The organism is Halomonas shantousis, from assembly GCF_054654615.1.
Genome location: NZ_BAAIER010000002.1, coordinates 2,225,743 through 2,244,013, shown reverse-complemented (window position 1 = coordinate 2,244,013; position 18,271 = coordinate 2,225,743). Strand labels below are relative to the sequence as shown.

General features: G+C 61.7%; 20 protein-coding genes. 11 read left to right on the top strand and 9 right to left on the bottom strand.

Annotated elements, in window-relative coordinates; translation table 11 throughout:
- Nucleotides 1–205: 205 nt before the first annotated feature.
- The 11 genes from flgB (at nucleotide 206) to flgL (ending at nucleotide 11,258) form a co-directional block, all read left to right on the top strand.
- Entirely contained in the window at nucleotides 206–622 is a 417-nt protein-coding gene (gene flgB, locus ACYQ12_RS10810) for a flagellar basal body rod protein FlgB (protein ID WP_459871355.1), read from the top strand.
- A gap of 5 nt (nucleotides 623–627) precedes the next feature.
- On the top strand, nucleotides 628–1,035 hold the full coding sequence (gene flgC / locus ACYQ12_RS10805) for a flagellar basal body rod protein FlgC (protein WP_459871352.1): 408 nt from the start codon (nucleotides 628–630) through the stop codon (nucleotides 1,033–1,035).
- 38 nt (nucleotides 1,036–1,073) lie between these two features.
- The gene (locus ACYQ12_RS10800; protein WP_459871350.1) at nucleotides 1,074–1,781 is read left to right on the top strand and encodes a flagellar hook assembly protein FlgD; all 708 of its coding nucleotides are present in this window, start codon (nucleotides 1,074–1,076) and stop codon (nucleotides 1,779–1,781) included.
- Nucleotides 1,782–1,859: 78 nt separating this feature from the next.
- Nucleotides 1,860–3,311 carry a flagellar hook protein FlgE gene (locus ACYQ12_RS10795; RefSeq protein ID WP_459871348.1) on the top strand — a complete coding sequence of 484 codons (1,452 nt, stop codon included), beginning with the start codon at nucleotides 1,860–1,862 and terminating at the stop codon, nucleotides 3,309–3,311.
- Nucleotides 3,312–3,385: 74 nt separating this feature from the next.
- Nucleotides 3,386–4,144, top strand: coding sequence for a flagellar basal body rod protein FlgF (locus ACYQ12_RS10790; RefSeq protein ID WP_459871345.1), 759 nt, complete (start codon nucleotides 3,386–3,388; stop codon nucleotides 4,142–4,144).
- Nucleotides 4,145–4,221: 77 nt separating this feature from the next.
- A complete protein-coding gene (flgG, locus tag ACYQ12_RS10785) occupies nucleotides 4,222–5,004 on the top strand; it encodes a flagellar basal-body rod protein FlgG (protein ID WP_459871343.1) in 783 nt (260 codons plus the stop codon).
- 96 nt (nucleotides 5,005–5,100) lie between these two features.
- Nucleotides 5,101–5,739, top strand: coding sequence for a flagellar basal body L-ring protein FlgH (locus ACYQ12_RS10780; RefSeq protein ID WP_459874504.1), 639 nt, complete (start codon nucleotides 5,101–5,103; stop codon nucleotides 5,737–5,739).
- On the top strand, nucleotides 5,739–6,875 hold the full coding sequence (locus ACYQ12_RS10775) for a flagellar basal body P-ring protein FlgI (RefSeq protein ID WP_459871340.1): 1,137 nt from the start codon (nucleotides 5,739–5,741) through the stop codon (nucleotides 6,873–6,875). The genes ACYQ12_RS10780 and ACYQ12_RS10775 overlap by 1 nt, the downstream gene beginning before the upstream one ends.
- A complete protein-coding gene (flgJ, locus tag ACYQ12_RS10770; RefSeq protein WP_459871338.1) occupies nucleotides 6,875–7,927 on the top strand; it encodes a flagellar assembly peptidoglycan hydrolase FlgJ in 1,053 nt (350 codons plus the stop codon). Before ACYQ12_RS10775 ends, flgJ begins: the two co-directional genes overlap by 1 nt.
- 148 nt (nucleotides 7,928–8,075) lie before the next feature.
- The gene (gene flgK / locus ACYQ12_RS10765; RefSeq protein WP_459871336.1) at nucleotides 8,076–9,965 is read left to right on the top strand and encodes a flagellar hook-associated protein FlgK; all 1,890 of its coding nucleotides are present in this window, start codon (nucleotides 8,076–8,078) and stop codon (nucleotides 9,963–9,965) included.
- A gap of 66 nt (nucleotides 9,966–10,031) precedes the next feature.
- Nucleotides 10,032–11,258, top strand: coding sequence for a flagellar hook-associated protein FlgL (gene flgL, locus ACYQ12_RS10760; protein WP_459871333.1), 1,227 nt, complete (start codon nucleotides 10,032–10,034; stop codon nucleotides 11,256–11,258).
- A 96-nt stretch (nucleotides 11,259–11,354) separates the two neighbouring features.
- Here the strand turns inward: flgL and fliR are convergent, their stop codons facing one another.
- The 9 genes from fliR to fliJ form a co-directional block, all read right to left on the bottom strand.
- Nucleotides 11,355–12,146 carry a flagellar biosynthetic protein FliR gene (gene fliR, locus ACYQ12_RS10755; protein ID WP_459871330.1) on the bottom strand — a complete coding sequence of 264 codons (792 nt, stop codon included), beginning with the start codon at nucleotides 12,144–12,146 and terminating at the stop codon, nucleotides 11,355–11,357.
- Nucleotides 12,147–12,152: 6 nt separating this feature from the next.
- The gene (gene fliQ, locus ACYQ12_RS10750; protein ID WP_459871327.1) at nucleotides 12,153–12,422 is read right to left on the bottom strand and encodes a flagellar biosynthesis protein FliQ; all 270 of its coding nucleotides are present in this window, start codon (nucleotides 12,420–12,422) and stop codon (nucleotides 12,153–12,155) included.
- A 109-nt stretch (nucleotides 12,423–12,531) separates the two neighbouring features.
- Nucleotides 12,532–13,257 (bottom strand): flagellar type III secretion system pore protein FliP, encoded by a 726-nt coding sequence (fliP, locus tag ACYQ12_RS10745; RefSeq protein WP_488193315.1) that lies wholly within the window; start codon nucleotides 13,255–13,257, stop codon nucleotides 12,532–12,534.
- A 26-nt stretch (nucleotides 13,258–13,283) separates the two neighbouring features.
- Nucleotides 13,284–13,757 (bottom strand): flagellar biosynthetic protein FliO, encoded by a 474-nt coding sequence (gene fliO, locus ACYQ12_RS10740; protein WP_459871321.1) that lies wholly within the window; start codon nucleotides 13,755–13,757, stop codon nucleotides 13,284–13,286.
- Nucleotides 13,754–14,296, bottom strand: coding sequence for a flagellar motor switch protein FliN (fliN, locus tag ACYQ12_RS10735; RefSeq protein WP_459871318.1), 543 nt, complete (start codon nucleotides 14,294–14,296; stop codon nucleotides 13,754–13,756). The genes fliO and fliN overlap by 4 nt, the downstream gene beginning before the upstream one ends.
- On the bottom strand, nucleotides 14,293–15,303 hold the full coding sequence (gene fliM / locus ACYQ12_RS10730) for a flagellar motor switch protein FliM (RefSeq protein ID WP_459871315.1): 1,011 nt from the start codon (nucleotides 15,301–15,303) through the stop codon (nucleotides 14,293–14,295). Before fliM ends, fliN begins: the two co-directional genes overlap by 4 nt.
- A gap of 6 nt (nucleotides 15,304–15,309) precedes the next feature.
- Nucleotides 15,310–15,792, bottom strand: a complete 483-nt coding sequence (fliL, locus tag ACYQ12_RS10725; RefSeq protein ID WP_459871313.1) for a flagellar basal body-associated protein FliL — start codon at nucleotides 15,790–15,792, stop codon at nucleotides 15,310–15,312.
- Nucleotides 15,793–15,990: 198 nt separating this feature from the next.
- Nucleotides 15,991–17,760, bottom strand: coding sequence for a flagellar hook-length control protein FliK (locus ACYQ12_RS10720; protein ID WP_459871311.1), 1,770 nt, complete (start codon nucleotides 17,758–17,760; stop codon nucleotides 15,991–15,993).
- 14 nt (nucleotides 17,761–17,774) lie between these two features.
- On the bottom strand, nucleotides 17,775–18,239 hold the full coding sequence (fliJ, locus tag ACYQ12_RS10715; RefSeq protein WP_459871308.1) for a flagellar export protein FliJ: 465 nt from the start codon (nucleotides 18,237–18,239) through the stop codon (nucleotides 17,775–17,777).
- Nucleotides 18,240–18,271 lie beyond the last annotated feature (32 nt).

Below are 18,271 nucleotides of genomic sequence, written 5' to 3'. Positions count from 1 at the left end.
CTACCTTGGCATGGATTGCGCGATTCGCCGTTGCGCGCATCGATGAAAAGAGATTCTAGGGGCGCAGGGGCATTGCCAAAGGTGGAAATGACGCTCAATTGCGAGTCTGTTCCAGCGTTTGGGATGACAGGGGGGCGGCTATTCTCCAGCCTGCACATTCTCCCGAACGGCCCGGGCCGGGAACAAGAAAGCAGGGACTCTCAGAATGATCGATAAGCTTGACGGCGCACTGCGCTTTCATCAGGAAGCACTCAACCTGCGCGCAGAGCGCCAGCAGGTGCTGGCCGGCAATATCGCCAATGCCGACACCCCGAACTACAAGGCGCGCGACTTCGATTTCGCCGCGGAGCTCGACCAGGTGATGACGCAGGGGCGGGCTAGCGCCAACGCCTTGTCGTTGAACACCACGTCCAGCCGCCATCTGCCCGCTCAGGGCAGCGACATGGGGCTGGGGCGCGATCTGCTCTATCGGGTGCCGGATCAGCCCAGTCTGGACGGCAATACCGTCGACATGGACCGTGAGCGCACCAACTTCACCGATAACGCCGTGCGCTATCAGGCCAACCTGACCATTCTCAGCCGCAAGATTCAGGGGCTGAAGTCGGCAATGCAACCGGAGTAAACCCGATGTCGATGTTCAATATCTTCGAGATTTCCGGCTCGGCAATGAGTGCCCAGGCGCAGCGGATGAACGTGACCGCCAGCAATCTGGCCAACGCCGACAGCGTCGCCGGCCCGGATGGCGAGGCCTACCGCGCCAAGCAGGTCATGTTCGAGACCGTTTCCCAGGGGAGCCACGGTACGGGGGGCGTGCGGGTATCCAAGGTCATGGAGGATCAGTCTCCGCTGCGCCGCGAGTATCGCCCCGATCACCCCTTGGCAGATGAGCAGGGCTATATCTCCATGCCCAACGTCGAGCCGGTCAACGAGATGGTCGACATGATTTCGGCGTCGCGCTCCTACCAGGCCAACGTCGAGGTGCTCAACACCAGCAAGACGATGATGCTCAAGACCCTGACCATAGGCGAAGGCTAACGGCCCAGGTTAACGGCTAAGGTTAATGGAGAGAAGACATGACCAGCCCTATCGGCAACAGCACTCTCGCTGCCATCAACGGTACTGCCAGTAGCGGCAGCTCCAGGACGACCGGCGCCAACACGGCAGATGAGCTCAACGACCGTTTCATGACTCTGCTGATCACCCAGTTGAAGAATCAGGACCCGCTCAATCCCATGGAGAACGCGGAACTGACCTCGCAGATGGCGCAGATCAATACCGTCAGCGGCATTCAGGAACTCAATACCACGCTGGAAGGCATCACCGGACAGATCGAGGCGGGGCAGTCGCTGCAGGCTACCGCGCTGATCGGGCAGGGCGTGCTGGTGCCGGGCAATGAGATCCGTATGGGCTCGGATGCTGACGGTAATGTCGTGACGACACCGATCGGTATCGAGCTAGGAAAAGACGTCGATAATATCGATTTTACGATTACCGACGCTTCAGGACAGGTCGTTGCCCACACGTCCAGCAAGGCGGTCGAAGCGGGTGTTCAATCCTTCTACTGGGATGGAATGCTCGAGGGTGGCGCCACGCCGGCACCGGATGGCGTTTACTATGTTAGCCGCGTCGAGGCCACCGTGGGTGATGAGCCGGTCTCCTCCTATACCTTGCTCAACTATGGCCTGGTGAGCGGCGTGATGAAAGGTGATGGAGAGCCGCTGCTCGACCTGGGACCGAACATGGATGACGTCAAGCTGGCGGATGTCCGACAGATTCTTTAACCAGCAGTGACGGATGAGCGCAGCCATGCAGGCGCGCTGTCACCACTTGATCGCTTACATACGATAAGGAACTGAAACATGGGCTTTTCACAAGCATTGAGTGGGGTCAACGCAGCCTCCACTCAGCTCGACGCCATCGGCAACAACATCTCCAACTCCCAGACCAAGGGCTTCAAGAGTTCCTCGGTGCAGTTCGCCGATGTCTTCGCCGGCAGCAAGGGCGGTCTCGGCACGCGGGTTGCTGGTGTCCTGCAGAACTTCAACAACGGTACGCTGGAAACCACCAACCGCGACCTGGACCTGGCAATCAGTGGTGACGGTTTCTTCCGCTTCAACCAAGGCGGACAGGTCGGTTACTCCCGCAACGGCCAGCTGACCATGACCAAGGATGGCTACTTGCAGAACGCTCAGAGTGCTCAGCTGATGGGTTATAACATTACCGGATTCAATACCGAGACAGCGTCGGTACCAACCGGTGGCGAACCCGAAATCATTCAGCTGCCTTCAGAGGCGATGAAAGCTCAGAAAACAACAGAGTCTTTAGCAGCCATGAGCCTGGATGCCAGCGACAAGGTGCCGGAGACGACTCCATTCAATACGCAGGATGCCTCTTCTTATAATTACAGTACTTCCACTACATTCTATGATTCGCAGGGCAATGCCAATAATCTGCAGATGTATTTTGTTAAAGCAGGGGCTAATAATTGGAACGTAGAGTCAAGGGTAACACTTGGCGAAAATAATACTTTCCCTAAAAAAGTAGATAGTAGTGCCACTTACCCGGGAGGAATTGCTCCCTATACTGCCCAAGGAGGAAATAAGACCTATCCATTTACTGTGGGTGGTCAAGCTTATGAAGCAACTGTTACTGATGCAACCGCCACAACGGATGCAAGTGGTAGTGTCACTGGCTACTCAGGAGGAAGCATATCCTATCAATCAGTACTCGATGATGTGACACTTGCCTTTAATCAGAACGGTGATTTGGTTGCTGCGACAGGTGCAGTGAATAATAAAACCATTGGCTCCCGTCAGTTAGGAGAAAGTGCAGTCAAGTTCTCTTTTAATGGTCAGAACGGCTCTGCGCCGATGGATTTCTCCTTTGACTTTGCCGGCTCTACCCAGACTTCTCAGGACTATGCCATCAGTGCCCCGCGGCAAGATGGTTATGCTTCCGGTCAGCTAGTCGGTATCGAATTTGCGGATGATGGCACCATCGTCGGCAACTACACCAATGAGCAGTCTATCGCTCTCGGTCGTATGGCCCTTGCGACGTTCGGCAATGAAGAAGGCTTGCAATCGATGGGCAACAATATGTGGGCTGAAACAGGTGCCTCTGGTGTCGCCGTCATGGGTACGGCGGGTACTGGGCAGTTCGGCACCGTCGAGTCCGGTACGCTGGAGGCCTCCAACGTCGACCTGACCAAGGAACTGGTGGACCTGATCATCGCCCAGCGCAACTTCCAGGCCAACACCAACACCATCAAGACGCAGGACGAAGTCCTGCAGACCGTCGTCAACCTGAAGTAATGCGCAGTCCCGGCCGGTAACCGTATCGGCCGGGCACATGGGCTCTTTTTCGTCTTGCCGGAGCGACTCGCGACATGGACCGGATTCTCTACACCGCCGCCAGCGGTACCAAGCAGATCATGGATCGTCAGGCGGTGGACAACCACAACCTGGCCAACATCTCCACGCCGGGTTTTCGCGCCCAGTTGATGGCGATGCGTGCCGTGCCGGTGCAGGGCGATGGCCTGGCGACTCGGGTATCGGCCGCCGCCACCACGCCGGGATACGATTTTCGTGCCGGTAATTTCACGCCCACCGGGCGCACGCTGGACGTGGCGCTGAAGGATAACGCGTGGCTGGCCGTGCAGACGCCGGACGGCAGCGAAGCCTATACCCGGCGCGGCGATCTCCAGGTCGACTCCACGGGGCTGCTGACCGTGCTGGACCGGCCCGTGATGGGCGAGGATGGGCCGATCTTCCTGCCGCTGGAGGCCAACGTCACCATCGGCGAGGATGGTTCGATCAGCGTAATCGAACCGGGCCAGAAGCCGGACGCCATCGAGCCGGTCGCACGTCTCAAGCTGGTCACGCCGCCTCAGGCCCAGTTGCAGCGCGGCGAGGACGGCCTGTTCCGTCTGCCGCCGCCGCCGGGAGAGGATATCGCGCCGCCCCAGCCTCTCGACGATCAGGCCCGCCTGGCATCGGGTGCGCTGGAGGGCAGCAACTTCAGCGCCACCGACGCCATGGTGGCGATGATCGACAGCTCGCGCAGTTACGACATGCAGATGAAGATCATCGAGAGCGTCGACGAGAACGAGCAGCGGGCCAACAACATCCTGTCGCTGCAGGGCTGACGCAGACACGACGCCCTGCAGGCCAGCCTACGGCGGCATGACGCAGACAGCATGATGAATCACTCAGGAATACTCACATGATCAAATCGTTGTGGACGGCCAAGACCGGCCTCGAGTCGCAGCAGACCAAGCTCGACGTCATCTCCAACAACCTGGCCAACGTCTCCACCAATGGCTTCAAGCGCTCCCGGGCGGTATTCGAGGATCTGCTTTACCAGAACATGCGCCAGCCAGGTGCCCAATCCTCGGTGGTCAGCAACCTGCCCTCCGGCATGCAGGTGGGTACAGGGGTGCGTCCGGTCGCCACCGAGCGCCTGCACACCCAGGGTGGCCTGCAGAACACCGAGAACTCCAAGGATCTGGCCATCAACGGCCAGGGTTTCTTCCCGGTGCAGATGCCGGACGGCACCACGTCCTACACGCGCGACGGCAGTTTCCAGGTCGATCAGAACGGCCAGATGGTCACTGCCAACGGCTACCCCATCGAGCCGGCGATCATCATTCCGCAGGACGCGCTGTCGATCACCATCGGCGAGGACGGCATCGTCTCGGTCACCCGCCCGGGCTCCACCGAAAGCGCCCAGGTCGGCCAGCTGATGCTCACCACCTTCATCAACCCGACGGGGCTGGAAAGCATCGGCCAGAACCTCTATCTCGAAACCGATGCCTCCGGGCCGCGCAACGACGTGATGCCGGGCATGGACGGGGCGGGGCGTCTCTATCAGGGCTATGTCGAGACCTCCAACGTCAATGTCGTCGAGGAGATGGTCAGCATGATCGAGACCCAGCGGGCCTACGAGATCAACAGCAAGGCCGTGGAAACCTCCGACCAGATGCTGCAGCGCCTTTCCCAGCTTTAATGAATCCTTGTGAGTAAGATGCTGATGTCCAGACAGGAACATGACTTGAAGGCACGTAACCCCATCGCACTGTTGCGCGGCGGGCTGATCGTCGCCATGGCCTGTCTGGTCGTGAGCGGTTGTGCCCAGATTCCGCGCCAGTCGGTGGTGGCGGAGCCCACCCCCATCGTCGTGCCGGAACGACCGCTGCCGCAAGCCAACGGCTCGATCTTCCAGGCCCGCTATGGCTACCAGCCACTGTTCGAGGATCGGCGTCCGCGCTCGATGGGCGATATCCTGACCATCGTGCTCGATGAGCAGGTCAGCGCCAGCAAGAATTCCGCGGCCAACGCTACGCGCAACGGCAGCATCGGCATGACGATGAATCAGCTCCCCGACGTGCTCGATACCCTCGCGGATTACGGCATCGATGTCGAAGGCGAGAATGTCTTCAGCGGCTCGGGCGGGGCCAATGCCAACAACACCTTCACCGGGACGATTACGGTCACGGTCGTCGATGTGGTGCCCAATGGCAATCTCGTCGTGCGAGGCGAGAAGCAGATCGCCATCAATCAGGGCACGGAATATATCCGCTTCTCGGGGGTCGTGAATCCACGCACCATCACGTCCCAGAACACCGTGCCTTCCACCCAGGTCGCCGATGCACGCATCGAATATGTCGGTGATGGCTACATCAACGAGGCCCAGACCATGGGCTGGTTGCAACGTTTCTTCCTCAACGTGTCGCCCTTCTGATGAATATGCTCAACGTTTTTCGTCCCGTGCGTATCTCTGCGCTCCTGATCGCCGCCATGCTGAGCCTGACGATCTTGGCCCTGCCGGCACACGCCGAGCGTATCCGCGACTTGGCGTCCTTCGCCGGTGTGCGTGACAACCCGCTGGTGGGCTACGGGCTGGTGGTCGGGCTCGACGGCACCGGTGACCAGACCATGCAGGCGCCGTTCACCGGACAGACCCTGACCAACATGCTGTCGCAGCTGGGCGTGACGATTCCCTCCGGCACCAACATGCAGTTGCGCAACATCGCCGCCGTGATGGTGACGGCCCAGTTGCCGCCTTTCGCGCGTCAGGGGCAGGAGATCGATATCGTCGTCTCTTCCATGGGCAACGCCAAGAGCCTGCGCGGCGGCACCCTGCTGATGACGCCGCTCAAGGGGGCGGATGGCGCCATTTACGCCCTGGCGCAGGGCAACATGCTGGTCGGTGGTGTGGGTGCCGAGGCGGGAGGCAGCAGCGTACAGGTCAACCAGCAGGCCGTGGGACGCATCGCGGGCGGTGCCATCGTCGAGCGTGAAGTGCCGCTGAGCCTGGGACACGCGGACGGCACGCTGGATCTGTATCTCAACGACGCGGATTTCGGTACCGCCCAGCAGGTGGTCAATGCCATCAATGGCGAGTTCGGCACCCCCGTTGCGGCGGCTCTCGATAGCCGTGTGGTCCGCCTGAAGACACCGGCGGACAGCAACTCTCGCGTCAATTTCCTGGCTCGGGTGGAGTCGCTTCAGGTCACGCCCGGCATGGGGCCGGCCAAGGTCATCGTCAACTCGCGTACCGGCTCGGTAGTGCTGACCAGTGCGGTGACGCTGCAGCGTGCCGCCGTGGCGCATGGCAACCTGTCGATCGTCATCGACTCCAACCCCGAAGTCAGCCAGCCCAACCCCTTGGCGGGCGGCGAGACGGTCGTGGTGCCCAATGCCGACATCAGCGTGCAGCAGGAGGGCGGTGCGCTGCAGATGATCACTTCCAGCGCCGATCTGGTGGATGTCGTCAATGCGCTGAACGCGCTGGGAGCCAATCCCCAGGATCTGATGTCGATCCTGCAGGCGCTCAAGGCAGCGGGCTCGCTGCGGGCCGAACTGGAGATCATCTGATGAGCATGGGAGATTTGAGTAGCCAGTTCGCCCTCGACATGCAGGGCATGCAGCGCCTGAAGCATACCGCAAAGACGGCGCCGGAGAAGGGGGTGCAGGAGGCGGCCCGGCAGTTCGAGGCGGTATTCCTGCAGATGATGCTCAAGAGCATGCGCGATGCCTCGCCCCAGTCGGGGCTGCTGAACAGCCAGCAGTCGCAGTTCTATACCTCGATGCAGGATCAGCAGTGGGCGCAGCATCTCGCCGGACGGGGCCTCGGCCTGGCCGAGCAGATCGTCAGCCAGCTCGAAAGCAGCGGTCTGGTACCGGGGGCTTCGTCGAGCGACAACCTGATTGCCGGCATTCCCCGCGGCACGCCGCGGGTGTTGCATGACGGTCTGCGCAGCGACCTGCCCGCGCTGGACGAGGAAATCGCCTCGCTCGCGGCTCTCGACGAGGTGCCGGGCGAACCGGAAGCGCCGGGCGAGCGCTACGAGACGGACATTCCAGCGTCTCCGGTCAACCGGGCGCCACATGTCGAGGCCTTCCTGAGCAAGCTGCAGACGCCGGCCCAGGTGGCTTCGCGCACGACGGGCGTGCCGGCCGAGTTGATTCTGGCTCAGGCGGCACTGGAGACCGGATGGGGCAGTCGCGAGATTCCCACCGCGGATGGCGGCAACAGCCACAACCTGTTCGGCATCAAGGCGGGCAGCCGCTGGGACGGTGAGGTAACCGAAATCACTACCACGGAATATATCGATGGGCGGCCGCGCAAGGTCGTCGACGCCTTCCGTGTCTACGACTCCTTCGAAGAGGCGTTCACCGACTATGCCCGGCTGATCGGCAATAACCCGCGCTATGCCGGCGTGGTCACCGCCGCCACTCCCCATGAGGCGGCGCGGGCATTGCAGGCGGGAGGCTATGCCACGGACCCGAAGTACGCGGACAAGCTGATCTCCATCATGGCCCAGGTCGACGACGGGACGTTGCCGGCGCGAGCGGTAGCGAGCAATGATGCCGCCACGGCCAAGTCGCCTTTCAGTATCGAGCGCAACCCGACACAGATCTTCTGATATAGGCGCTCAAGAGCGCCCTGTTTCGGCCGATAACTCTTATAGACCCGGCCTTGTACAACGCGTTGGCGAGCGCAGACGCTTTTCATACAGGCCACCATGATATGCGCTGGCGTAACTCGTAACGCCTCTGCCCAGGAAACCAGTGATGAGCATCTTTTCCATCGGCTTGAGCGGTCTCAGTGCGGCCCAGTCCGCACTGACGACCACCAGCAACAACATCAGCAACGTCTATACGCCGGGCTACAACCGTCAGTTGACGATTCTGGGCGAGAGCGGTTCCAGCGGCTCGGTGGGCATCGGCGTGTCGGTGGACGACACCCAGCGTCAGTTCAATCAGTATCTCACTACGCAGTACAACCAGGCTGTCAGTGCGAACAGCGCGCTGACCACCTATCAGTCTCAGGTGAGCCAGATCGACAACCTGCTGGCGGACAGCGAGGCGGGGCTGGCACCGCTGATGCAGGATTTCTTCTCCGGCCTGGAGGACCTGGCCGGCGCGCCGTCGGATCCTGCCGCGAGGCAGGGCGTGCTGGGCACCGCCGACAGCATGACGGCTCAGTTCCGCGCCTTCGACAGTTACCTCGACGACATGCAGTCGGGCATCAACAGCCAGATCAAGGATGTCGTCACCCAGGTCAACAACACCGCCGACCAGGTCGCCAGCCTCAACCGCGAGATCAGCCTGGCGCGGGCCAAGACCGGTGAAGAACCCAACAGCCTGCTGGATCAGCGCGACCAGCTGGTTTCCGAACTCAACGAGCTGGTCGGCGTAGACCTGACCGTGCAGGACGGCGGCAGCTACACCCTGTCGATCGGCAACGGCCAGCCGCTGGTGGCGGGGCAGAAGAGCTTCGCCCTGGAGGCCACGACCTCTTCTGCCGATCCCTCCCGCACTGCCGTGGGTTACCGGGACGCGGGCGGCAACCTGCAGGAACTCGACGAGACCCTGATCACCAAGGGTGAGCTGGGCGGCCTGGTGACCTTCCGTCGCGAAACCCTGGATGGCGTGCAGAACCGCCTGGGGCAGATGGCCGTAAGCATGGCCACCAGCTTCAATGCGCAGCATGCGTTGGGCGTGGATCTCAAAGGCGCGACCGGCGGAGAATTCTTTTCCATTGGTGGTCCCAATGTCCTTTCCAACGCCAATAACAATGGCGGTGCGGAATTGACCGGCACATTCACCGATGGCAATGCCGTCACCGCCAGCGATTACCGCGTCACGGTGACGGAAGATGATAAATATCAGGTCACGCGTCTTGCCGATAACACCGATCTGGGCTCGTTTGAGCTTGAAGACGACAAGTTCGGTTTCGACGGCATGACGTTTACCGTTTCCAGTGAACCGGGCAATGGAGCCCAGGAAGGCGATACCTTCCTGATCCAGCCCACCCGCCAGACGGCCGGTCAGTTCGAAGTGGCCATCAAGGATACGTCCAGAATCGCTGCCGCCGCCGGGCCGGTGCAGTTGGAAAACGTGTCCGGAATCAGTCTGAAGGTGAGCGACATTTCCGGTGAAACCGAAGTTGAAAAAAATGCCGGTGATATGAGCTATACGATTACCGCGGTGGATAAGGAGAGCGGCACGTTGACCCTGGAGGGGGGAGATACGCTTAACCTTGGCGAGGAAAATACGCTTAAGGGCATCACCTTTACGCTCGGAGGCGAAGCCAAGGTCGGCGACAAGATTACCTTCTCCGATCCTGCCAATCTCGGTGGTACCGGCGACAACCGCAACGCTCTGGCCTTGCAGGGTCTCCAGCAGCGTAAGACAGTGGGGCAGAGCGCCAGCTTCAGCGACGCCTATGCCTCGCTGGTCAGCGAAGTGGGCAACCGCACCAACATCGTTCAGGTCAACCTCAGCGCCCAGGAGGGTCTCACCGAGCAGCTGCGCGCCTTTCAGCAGGCCGAGTCCGGCGTCAACCTCGACGAGGAATTCGCCAATCTGGTCAAGTACCAGCAGTACTACCAGGCCAACGCCAAGACGATCGAGGTCGGGGCCACCATTCTCGACAGTATTCTGGGTCTGCGCGCCTGACGCGTGTGATGAATTGATGCCAGGGCACGCTGCACAAGTGCGGCGGCCCTTATTGAGGAGAGCGTCATGCGTATCAGTACCGTGACCATGTTCGAAAAAAGTATGTCGTCCATGAACCGCCAGCAGAGCAACTTCATGCAGGTGGGTCAGCAGATCGCTACCGGGCGTCGCGTGGTCAGCCCCTCCGACGACCCGCAGGCGGCCTCGCGTGCCGTCGGCGTGTCGCAGTCCGCCGCGGTCAACGAGCAGCAGAAGGACAGCCGGATATCGGCGCGTAATGCCCTGAGCCAGGAAGAGAGCGTGCTGGGCAGCGTCAGCGACGCCATCGCCAGCGCCAAGACGCTACTCGTGCAGGCCGGCAACGGCACCTTGAGCAACGCCGACCGTGAATCGATCGCTTCCGAACTCAACGGCATCTACGAGACATTGATCGGCCAGGCCAACGCCACCAACGGCAGTGGCAGCTATCTGTTCGGCGGCTACAGCGACAGCTCACCGCCCTTCGTGCGCAAGGACGGAGCGGACAGCGATATCGAGTATGTCGGGGACGGCGGCGTTCGCACTCAGCAGGTCGACGCCTCGCGTCAGATGGCAGTCGGCGATACCGGCGCGAGCATCTTCAACAGTCTGCAGAACGGCGCGGGGTATACCGCCAAGGCCGAGCCGGCGGGAAACAGCGAAGGGAATCTGACCTTTACCGGGCCGACGGTGGTCGATGCCAGTGCTGCCGCTAACCTCAAGAGTGTTACGGTGGAGTTTAGTGACGCGACCAATTTTGAAGTGACTACAGTCGATCAAGACGGGAATGAAACGACTGAAGCCGGGACTTATACCGAAGGGTTGGCTATCAAGGCTGGCGGTTTGTCTCTAACGTTGGAGGGCCAGCCTGAGACAACGGATAAAATCACGATGGGCCCCGCCGAAGATCAGTACGACAGTCTGTTCTCGACGCTGAAGAGCGCTCTGGATGTACTCAGTAACCCGGTGAAAACGGAGTCGGACCAGGCAGCATTGGAGAACACGCTTGCCACCGCCAGCCGTCAACTGGACGGGGCACTGGACAACGTGCTGACCACGCGGGCCTCGGTGGGCGCGCGTCTCAACGAGCTGGACGTGCTGGATACCGTGGGCAGCAACCGCGACGTGAGCTACCAGCAGACCCTGTCGGATCTGGTCGATCTCGACTACAACAAGGCGGTTTCCGACTATGCGCTGCGTCAGGTGGGACTGCAGGCCGCGCAGAAGGCTTTCGTCGATGTGCAGGGCATGTCGCTGCTCAACTTCCTGAAGTAATCGCTCTACCGTATCGCCACATGCATCGCCCGCCAATTGGCGGGCGATTTTCTTGCTTGGGCTTGTTTGGATTCGTGTGGGTCGCGCGAGGCGTGATCAGTCAATGGCGGGATTCATCTGCTCGACCAGGGCCTGCATGAAGACCAGCGAATCGCCGAAAAGCCCCTCCAGGAAGCGGGCAAGATTCGGCATCAGCACCATCAGTAGAATCAGGCCGACCGTCAACGTCATGGGAAAGCCCACGGAAAAGATCGACAGCTGGGGCGAGGCGCGATTGAGGATGCCCAGCGAGAGGTTGATGGTCAGCAGCGAGGCGATCAGCGGAATGGCCAGCAACATGCCGGAAGTGAAGATGGTGCCGCCCCAGCGAGCCAGGATTTCACCGAACGAGGCATCCAGCGGCGTGTTGCCGATCGGCAACGTGTCGAAGGTCGCCGCCAGGATTTCGATGGTCATCAGATGGCCGTTGAGCGCCAGAAACATCAACAGCGTGAGCATCTGCATCAGCCGCGACAGCACCATGGTGTTGCCGACATCGGGGGCGAAGAAGGTGGCGAAGGCCAGACCCATCTGCAGGCCGATGAATTCCCCGGCGGCCTGCACCACGGCGATCATCACCCGCAGCACGACGCCCATGGCGGTACCGATCAGCATCTGCTGCACCAGAATGCCGAAGCTTTCGATCGAAAACAGCGGAATATCGGGGGACGGAGGCAGGGTCGGAGCGATCACCAGGGCCAGAACGGCACCCAGCCCGATCTGGACCTGGCGCGGCACGCTCTTGTCACCCCACAGCGGCGAGGCGGCGATAAACGCCATGATGCGGACGAATGGCCAGAGAAACAGCAGTAGCCAGCCCTGTAGCTGGGCGAAAGTGACATCGATCACGGCGTGTCAGTTGACCAGGTAGGGAAGGTTCTGGAACAGCTCGCGGGTGAAGTTGACGATCAGTTGAAGCAGCCACGGACCGCCGAGTATCAACCCACCGAACACGCCCAGAATCTTGGGAATGAAGGACAGCGTCATCTCGTTGATCTGCGTGGCCGCCTGAAACAGGCTGACCAGTAGACCGATGAGCAGGGCCGTCAGTAGCAGCGGCCCTGCCAGCATGAGGGTCACCTTCATGCCCTGGTAAGCCAGGCTCATCACGGTTTCGGGCGTCATCGTCGGTCTCCGGGGCCTGCGCCCCATAGTCAGTCGGAAATTGGATGTCAGTCGGAAATTGGATGTCAGTCGGAAATTGGGTCTTGCCGAAAGGCGGCCGTGGCGCACGCTACATGTAGAAGCTTTCCGCCAGCGAACCGATCAGCAACTGCCAGCCATCCACCAGGACGAAGAGCATGAGCTTGAAGGGCAGCGAAATGGTCGAGGGCGGCACCATCATCATCCCCAGCGCCATTAGCACGCTGGCGACCACCAGGTCGATGACCAAGAACGGAATGAAGATGGTGAAGCCGATCTGGAAGGCCGTCTTGAGTTCGCTGGTGACGAAGGAGGGTAGCAGGACACGCATCGGCACATCCTCGGGACCCTGCATCTCGCCGATGTCGGCCAGGCGGGCGAACAGGGCGAGATCGGTCTCGCGGGTCTGAGCGAGCATGAACTCGCGAAACGGCTGCTGACCGATTTCGAAGGCCTGATCGATGCTGATCTGGTCGTTGCTGAACGGCTGCCAGGCCTGCTCGTAAACCTGGTTGAGCACCGGCGACATGATGAAGAAGGTCAGAAACAGCGCCAGACCGAGCAGCACCTGATTGGGGGGGGCGGACTGGGTACCGATCGCCGTACGCAACAGCCCCAGCACGATGATGATACGCGTGAAGCTGGTCATCATCAGCAACAGGGCCGGCAGGAAGGCCAGGGAGCTGAGCAGCAGCAGCGTCTGCAGACTCAGCGACCATTGTTGCCCGCCGCCGGGCGTCGGCTGGCTGATCACGCCGGTGATCTCCTGGGCCCCCGCCGAGGCGGGAAACAGGATCAGGCACAGCAGGCCCAGCATGACTCCGGGGCGTAGCAGTCGTTGCATCACGGGCGCTCCTCCGGTGCTGCCGTGTCATCGCGCCCCGGCTTGCTGCGCCCTCCCGGCAGGCTCTGGCGGGCATTATGCTTGAGTGCCTGGGCGAAACGCTGGGCGAAGCTCGAGGCGTCCGTGGGCGCACGGGAGCTTTCGCGCTCGGCAGGCGGGGGCACGTCTAGACGATGCAGCGCATTGACCTGTCCGCCGCCGACGCCCAGCACCAGCCAGCTGTCCTCCACTTCGACGATGACCACGCGCTCGCGTTGACCGACGGCGGTGCTCGCCACGACTCTCAGATGCTGACTGCCATGCATGCGCCCCGGGCCGATGCGCTTGAGCAGCCAGGCACAGAGCAGGATCACGCCGATGATGATGACCAGCGACAGGGCCGTCTTGCCGAACACGGCCAGCCCCAGCAGGGTGTCTCCCTGGGCGGAGTTGACCGCGTTGCCGGCCTGGCTGGCGGAGGCGGTGACACTCATCGGTTGAGTTTCTGCACGCGTTCTGACGGAGTGATGATCTCGGTGATCCGGATGCCGTACTTGTCGTCGACCACCACGACCTCGCCCTGGGCGATGAGGTAGCCGTTGATGAGAATATCCATCGGCTCCCCCGCCAGTCCTTCGAGCTCGATGACCGAGCCCTGGGCCAGCTCCAGCAGTTCCTTGATGGTAATGCGGGTGCGGCCAAGCTCGACGGTCAGCTTGACCGGGATATCCATGATCATTTCGAGATCACGCACGTGATGTTCGCTAGCGCCTCGCTCAAGGGGTTTGAAAACTTTGTCGCCGGCCGCTTCGGCCTTGCTGGCAGCCGGTGCCGGCTCGCTGGCGGATTCCTGTTCGGCCATGGCTTGCGCCCAGGGGTCGTCCGCTCCGGTTTCGGCGCTGGCCTGCTCGGCCATCGCCTCGGCCCAGGGATCGTCATCGCCCGCCGGGGTGTCGGCACTTTCCTGCTCGGCCATGGCGTTGGCCCACTCGTCCTCGGCACTCTTCTGGTCGGGTTTGTTGGGGTCTGTCATTTGAGGGGATCCTTCGCTACAGGTAACGAACCGTGTTCGATGAGTTGTTTGACCCGCAGGGCGCGCTGGCCCTTCTGGCTGCCGTATTCGCAGGTCATGACCGGAACGCCATCGACCCGGGTGGTGACCGTCTCCGGCAGCTCGATGGGCAGGACGTCACCGACACTGAGTGACATCACGCGGGCAATGCTCGAGGGGATATGCAGGAAATCGGCGATCAGCTCCACTTCGGAGTGCTTGATCTCGCCCGCCATGCGCGCTTCCCATTGCCGATCCTCGTCGGGATGGCTGTCATGGGTCGGGCTGGCGAGCAAGTCGCGTATCGGCTCGATCATCGAATAGGGCATGCAGATGTTGAAATCGCTGGAAAGGTTGCCCACCTCGACATGAAAGGTGCTGTTGACCACGATCTCGTTGGGAGAGTTGGTGATGTGGGCAAACTTGATCTGCATTTCCGAGCGCAGGTATTCGATGTCCAGCGGGTAGATGGCCTTCCAGGCATCGCCGTAGGCATGCAGTGCCAGGTCGAGGATACGCTGAATGATGCGCTGCTCGGTACGCGTGAACTCGCGCCCTTCCGACTTGGTCAGGAATCGCCCGTCACCGCCGAACAGGTTGTCCACGATCATGAACACCAGGCTCGGCGGGAAGACCATCAACGTCGTGCCTCTGAGCGGCTTCATGCCGATCAGGTTGAGGTTGGTGGGCACGGGCAGGTTGCGTGAAAACTCGCTGTAGCTCTGGAAGCGGACGCTGCCGACCGTGATATCCGCACTGCGCCGGAGAAGATTGAACAGCGCCATGCGGAACTGGCGAGCGAAACGCTCGTTGATGATGTCCAGCGCATTGAGGCGCTCGCGGATCACCCGGTGTTGAGTCGCAGGATCGTAGGGGCGGATCTTCGAGCCACCGCGAGAGGACTCCTCGCTGGCGCTGTCGTCGTCGCCGCTGACCCCTTTCAACAGGGCATCGATCTCTTCCTGCGAGAGCAGATCATCTTGAGACATGGTGACCTATTGCACGATGAAATCGGAAAACAGGACGTCATTGACCGTCAGCGTGGGCTGGGGGTCGGACATCGGCGTATCGAAGATGGCCAGGATCTCTGCAGTGAGCTTCTTCTTGCCCGCGGAGGTGACCAGTTCCTCGGCTTGCTGATTGGACAGCAGCAGCAGCAAACGGCTACGGACTTCCGGCATGTGCTCCATCAGGAAGTCGCGTGTCGCTTCATCACCCACACGCAGCGACAAGCCGACGTAGAGCAGGCGGTTGTCGTAGTCGCTCTGCAGATTGACCGTGAATGGATTGATGGTCACGAACACCGGCACGGGAGGCTGAGGCGGGGGTTCGACCGCTTGCGTCTCGTTGGCCACGCTCGGTGAGTTCATGAAGAAGTACACACCCAGCGAGGAGCCGACCGAGAGAAGTACGATCAATAGCCCGATGAGCCACCAGGGTTTACGACGCTTGTCCGTCGCTGTTTGTGATTTGGCCATTGCTTCCGCCGTAAGTCAGTCGAATGCTGGAAGTGAGTATGGCGATTGCGCTCTGGATCGATTGCTCGAAAAAGCTGTTTCAATCACGCCAACTTCACGCTTTAAGGTTCGTGGAAAATTGACGCCCGGGATGTTCCCGGGCGCCAATGTCGAGCAGGCCGAGGCGGCGAGCTCCAGTCGTGTTATCGGCAGCAGGGCTCAGGCATAAAGGCTGATGGCACCCGAGACGTCGAGATCGCGTGTCTCTGCGCTGCCCGCGATGCTTTCGCCGATGTCGGCAAGCCCGTTATCGACGAGCCCCGGCCGGCCGGAGCCCGCTTGTTGCTCCGATTGCTCCTGGGAAAACGGATTCTGGGAGAACTGACCTTGATCGCTGACCATTGCCTCACCGAGCGAAATACCGCTGTCAGCCAGCGCCTCGCGCAGTTGCGGAATGGCCGCTTCCACTGCGGCACGCACCGAGGCATGTGCCGATGAGAAATGCAGCTGGGCCTGTTGTTCGCCCAGCTTCAGACTGACGCTGAGCGGCCCCAGCTCGGTCGGGTTGAGGTGCAGCTCGACACGCTGGTCGCCGCGCTGCTGGATACGTACCAGCTGCTGGGAAAGCGCGGCGCCCCACTCGGAGGAGGCCACCGGTGGGCTCAGCGTGGCCGTGGCCATCGGAGGGCTGCCGGGCCCGACGGTAGGCTGGGCCTGGGCTCCCGGAGCTTGTGGCATGGCTGCTGCCAAGTGATGAGAGCTGGAGGCAGAACTGCCCGACTCGGTGCCGCTGATGCCGGCGTTTGTCGCAAGGGATTCGAGACCGGCCCGGTCTGCCTTCGACAGGGTGGCGCCCTGCAGCATGGTATTTTGCAGCGTGGTACCTTGCAGGGTGGCATCCCCGGTGGGGGGCGTGGCGGACTGGAGCTTCGTCATCGTCGCATCGAAGGCCTGGTCGTCACCGGCCTGAGAGGTCGGCTGCGTCGCCGAGGGAGCCTGCTCGGCGAGCAGCGCCTGCAACCCTGGCATGCTGCCGGCAACCGCAGTGGAGCGCTCGCCGGATGTCGGGGCCGGTGCCTGACCGGCCTGCTGGATGGCGGCCAGACGTTCGCGGACATCCGCCAGAGCCAGGTTGAGCGACAGGGGCGCGGCCAGCGTATCCTGATCGTCCTTCTTCGTCTCGAGCCGGGCCGTCTGTTGCCAGATGCCACTGAAATCGACGCTTTCACCGCCGAGCAGGATCTCGCCGTTGGCCAGCGCGATATCCCGGGCCAGCGGATCGAGGGCAAGCGCCTGGGAGGCATCGGGGAGTGCAGCGGCTTCCCGTGCCGTTCGTGCAGCCGCTGCCAGATCCGCATCACTCACGGCGACACCGGTAGACAGTGTAGCTGCGTCAGCAAGCGCAGCACCGGCGGCAGGCGTGGCCGTCTGTGCGCCAGGCTGCGTCGTTTCCGACGCTTCGCCAGCGTGTGCCCGCTCATGCCAGATGCCGCTGAAATCGACGCTTTCACCGCCGAGCAGGATCTCGCCGTTGGCCAGCGCGATATCCCGGGCCAGCGGATCGAGGGCAAGCGTCTGAGCGGTATCGGGGAGTGCAGCGGCTTCCCGCGCCGTTCGTGCAGCCTCTGCCAGATCCGCATCACTCACGGCGACACCGGTAGACAGTGTGGCTGCGTCAGCAAGCGCAGCACCGGCGGCAGGCGTGGCCGTCTGTGCGCCAGGCTGCGTTGTTTCCGACGCTTCGCCAGCGTGTGCCCGCTCATCCGCTGAGGCGGGGCGGGATTTGTTGCCGGGAGCGGACGGTACGGCTGAAGCGGTAGCCTCCTGTCCTGCAGCGCCGGGGGCTTCCTGACGTGCACTGCCGGAATGGCGTGCCTTGTGATACTCGGCGGCAAATGGCGAGGAAGCGCCGGACTGCCCCGGTGCGCCGTTACGGGGCTCCGGGCGTGAGTCGCCGCCTTTGGCTGGCGTGAGCAACGCGATATCCATGCGTAATGGCCTCGTTAAGACAATGATTCGTTGTTGGTTTCGTTCCGGCGCCGGACCGAGCGGGCGGCAATCTCGTCGAACTGGTGCTGCTCGAGGCGCGTGGCATGGCGCCGAGCGTCTTGCTCGCGGCGTTCGGCCAGTATGTCGTAGGCATTCAGTTTGCGTTGCTGCCCCTGCCAGCGGATCAGGCCCTGGTCGACACGCCTCGCCTGCTCCGTCAGTTGCTGGCGCTGGCGATCGATGGCCTGGTCGAGCGAGACGAGAAATTGCTGGTAGTTGTGCCAGCTGGCCGGGTCGATGCCGCCTTGCATGCTCTGCTGCAGGCGCTGGCGATATTCGTGGCGGTAATGCTGCAGTTGTTCCAGGCGCGTTTGGGCGTCCTGGTGCGCGCGACGCAGATGTCCCAGTTCCTGCGTCGCCTGATCGCGGGTTTCTCGGGTCAGTTCTCTTAGGGTATCCAGCGGGGCGGACTGTGCCATGAACTCACCTCCTAGCAGAACGAACCGCTTGC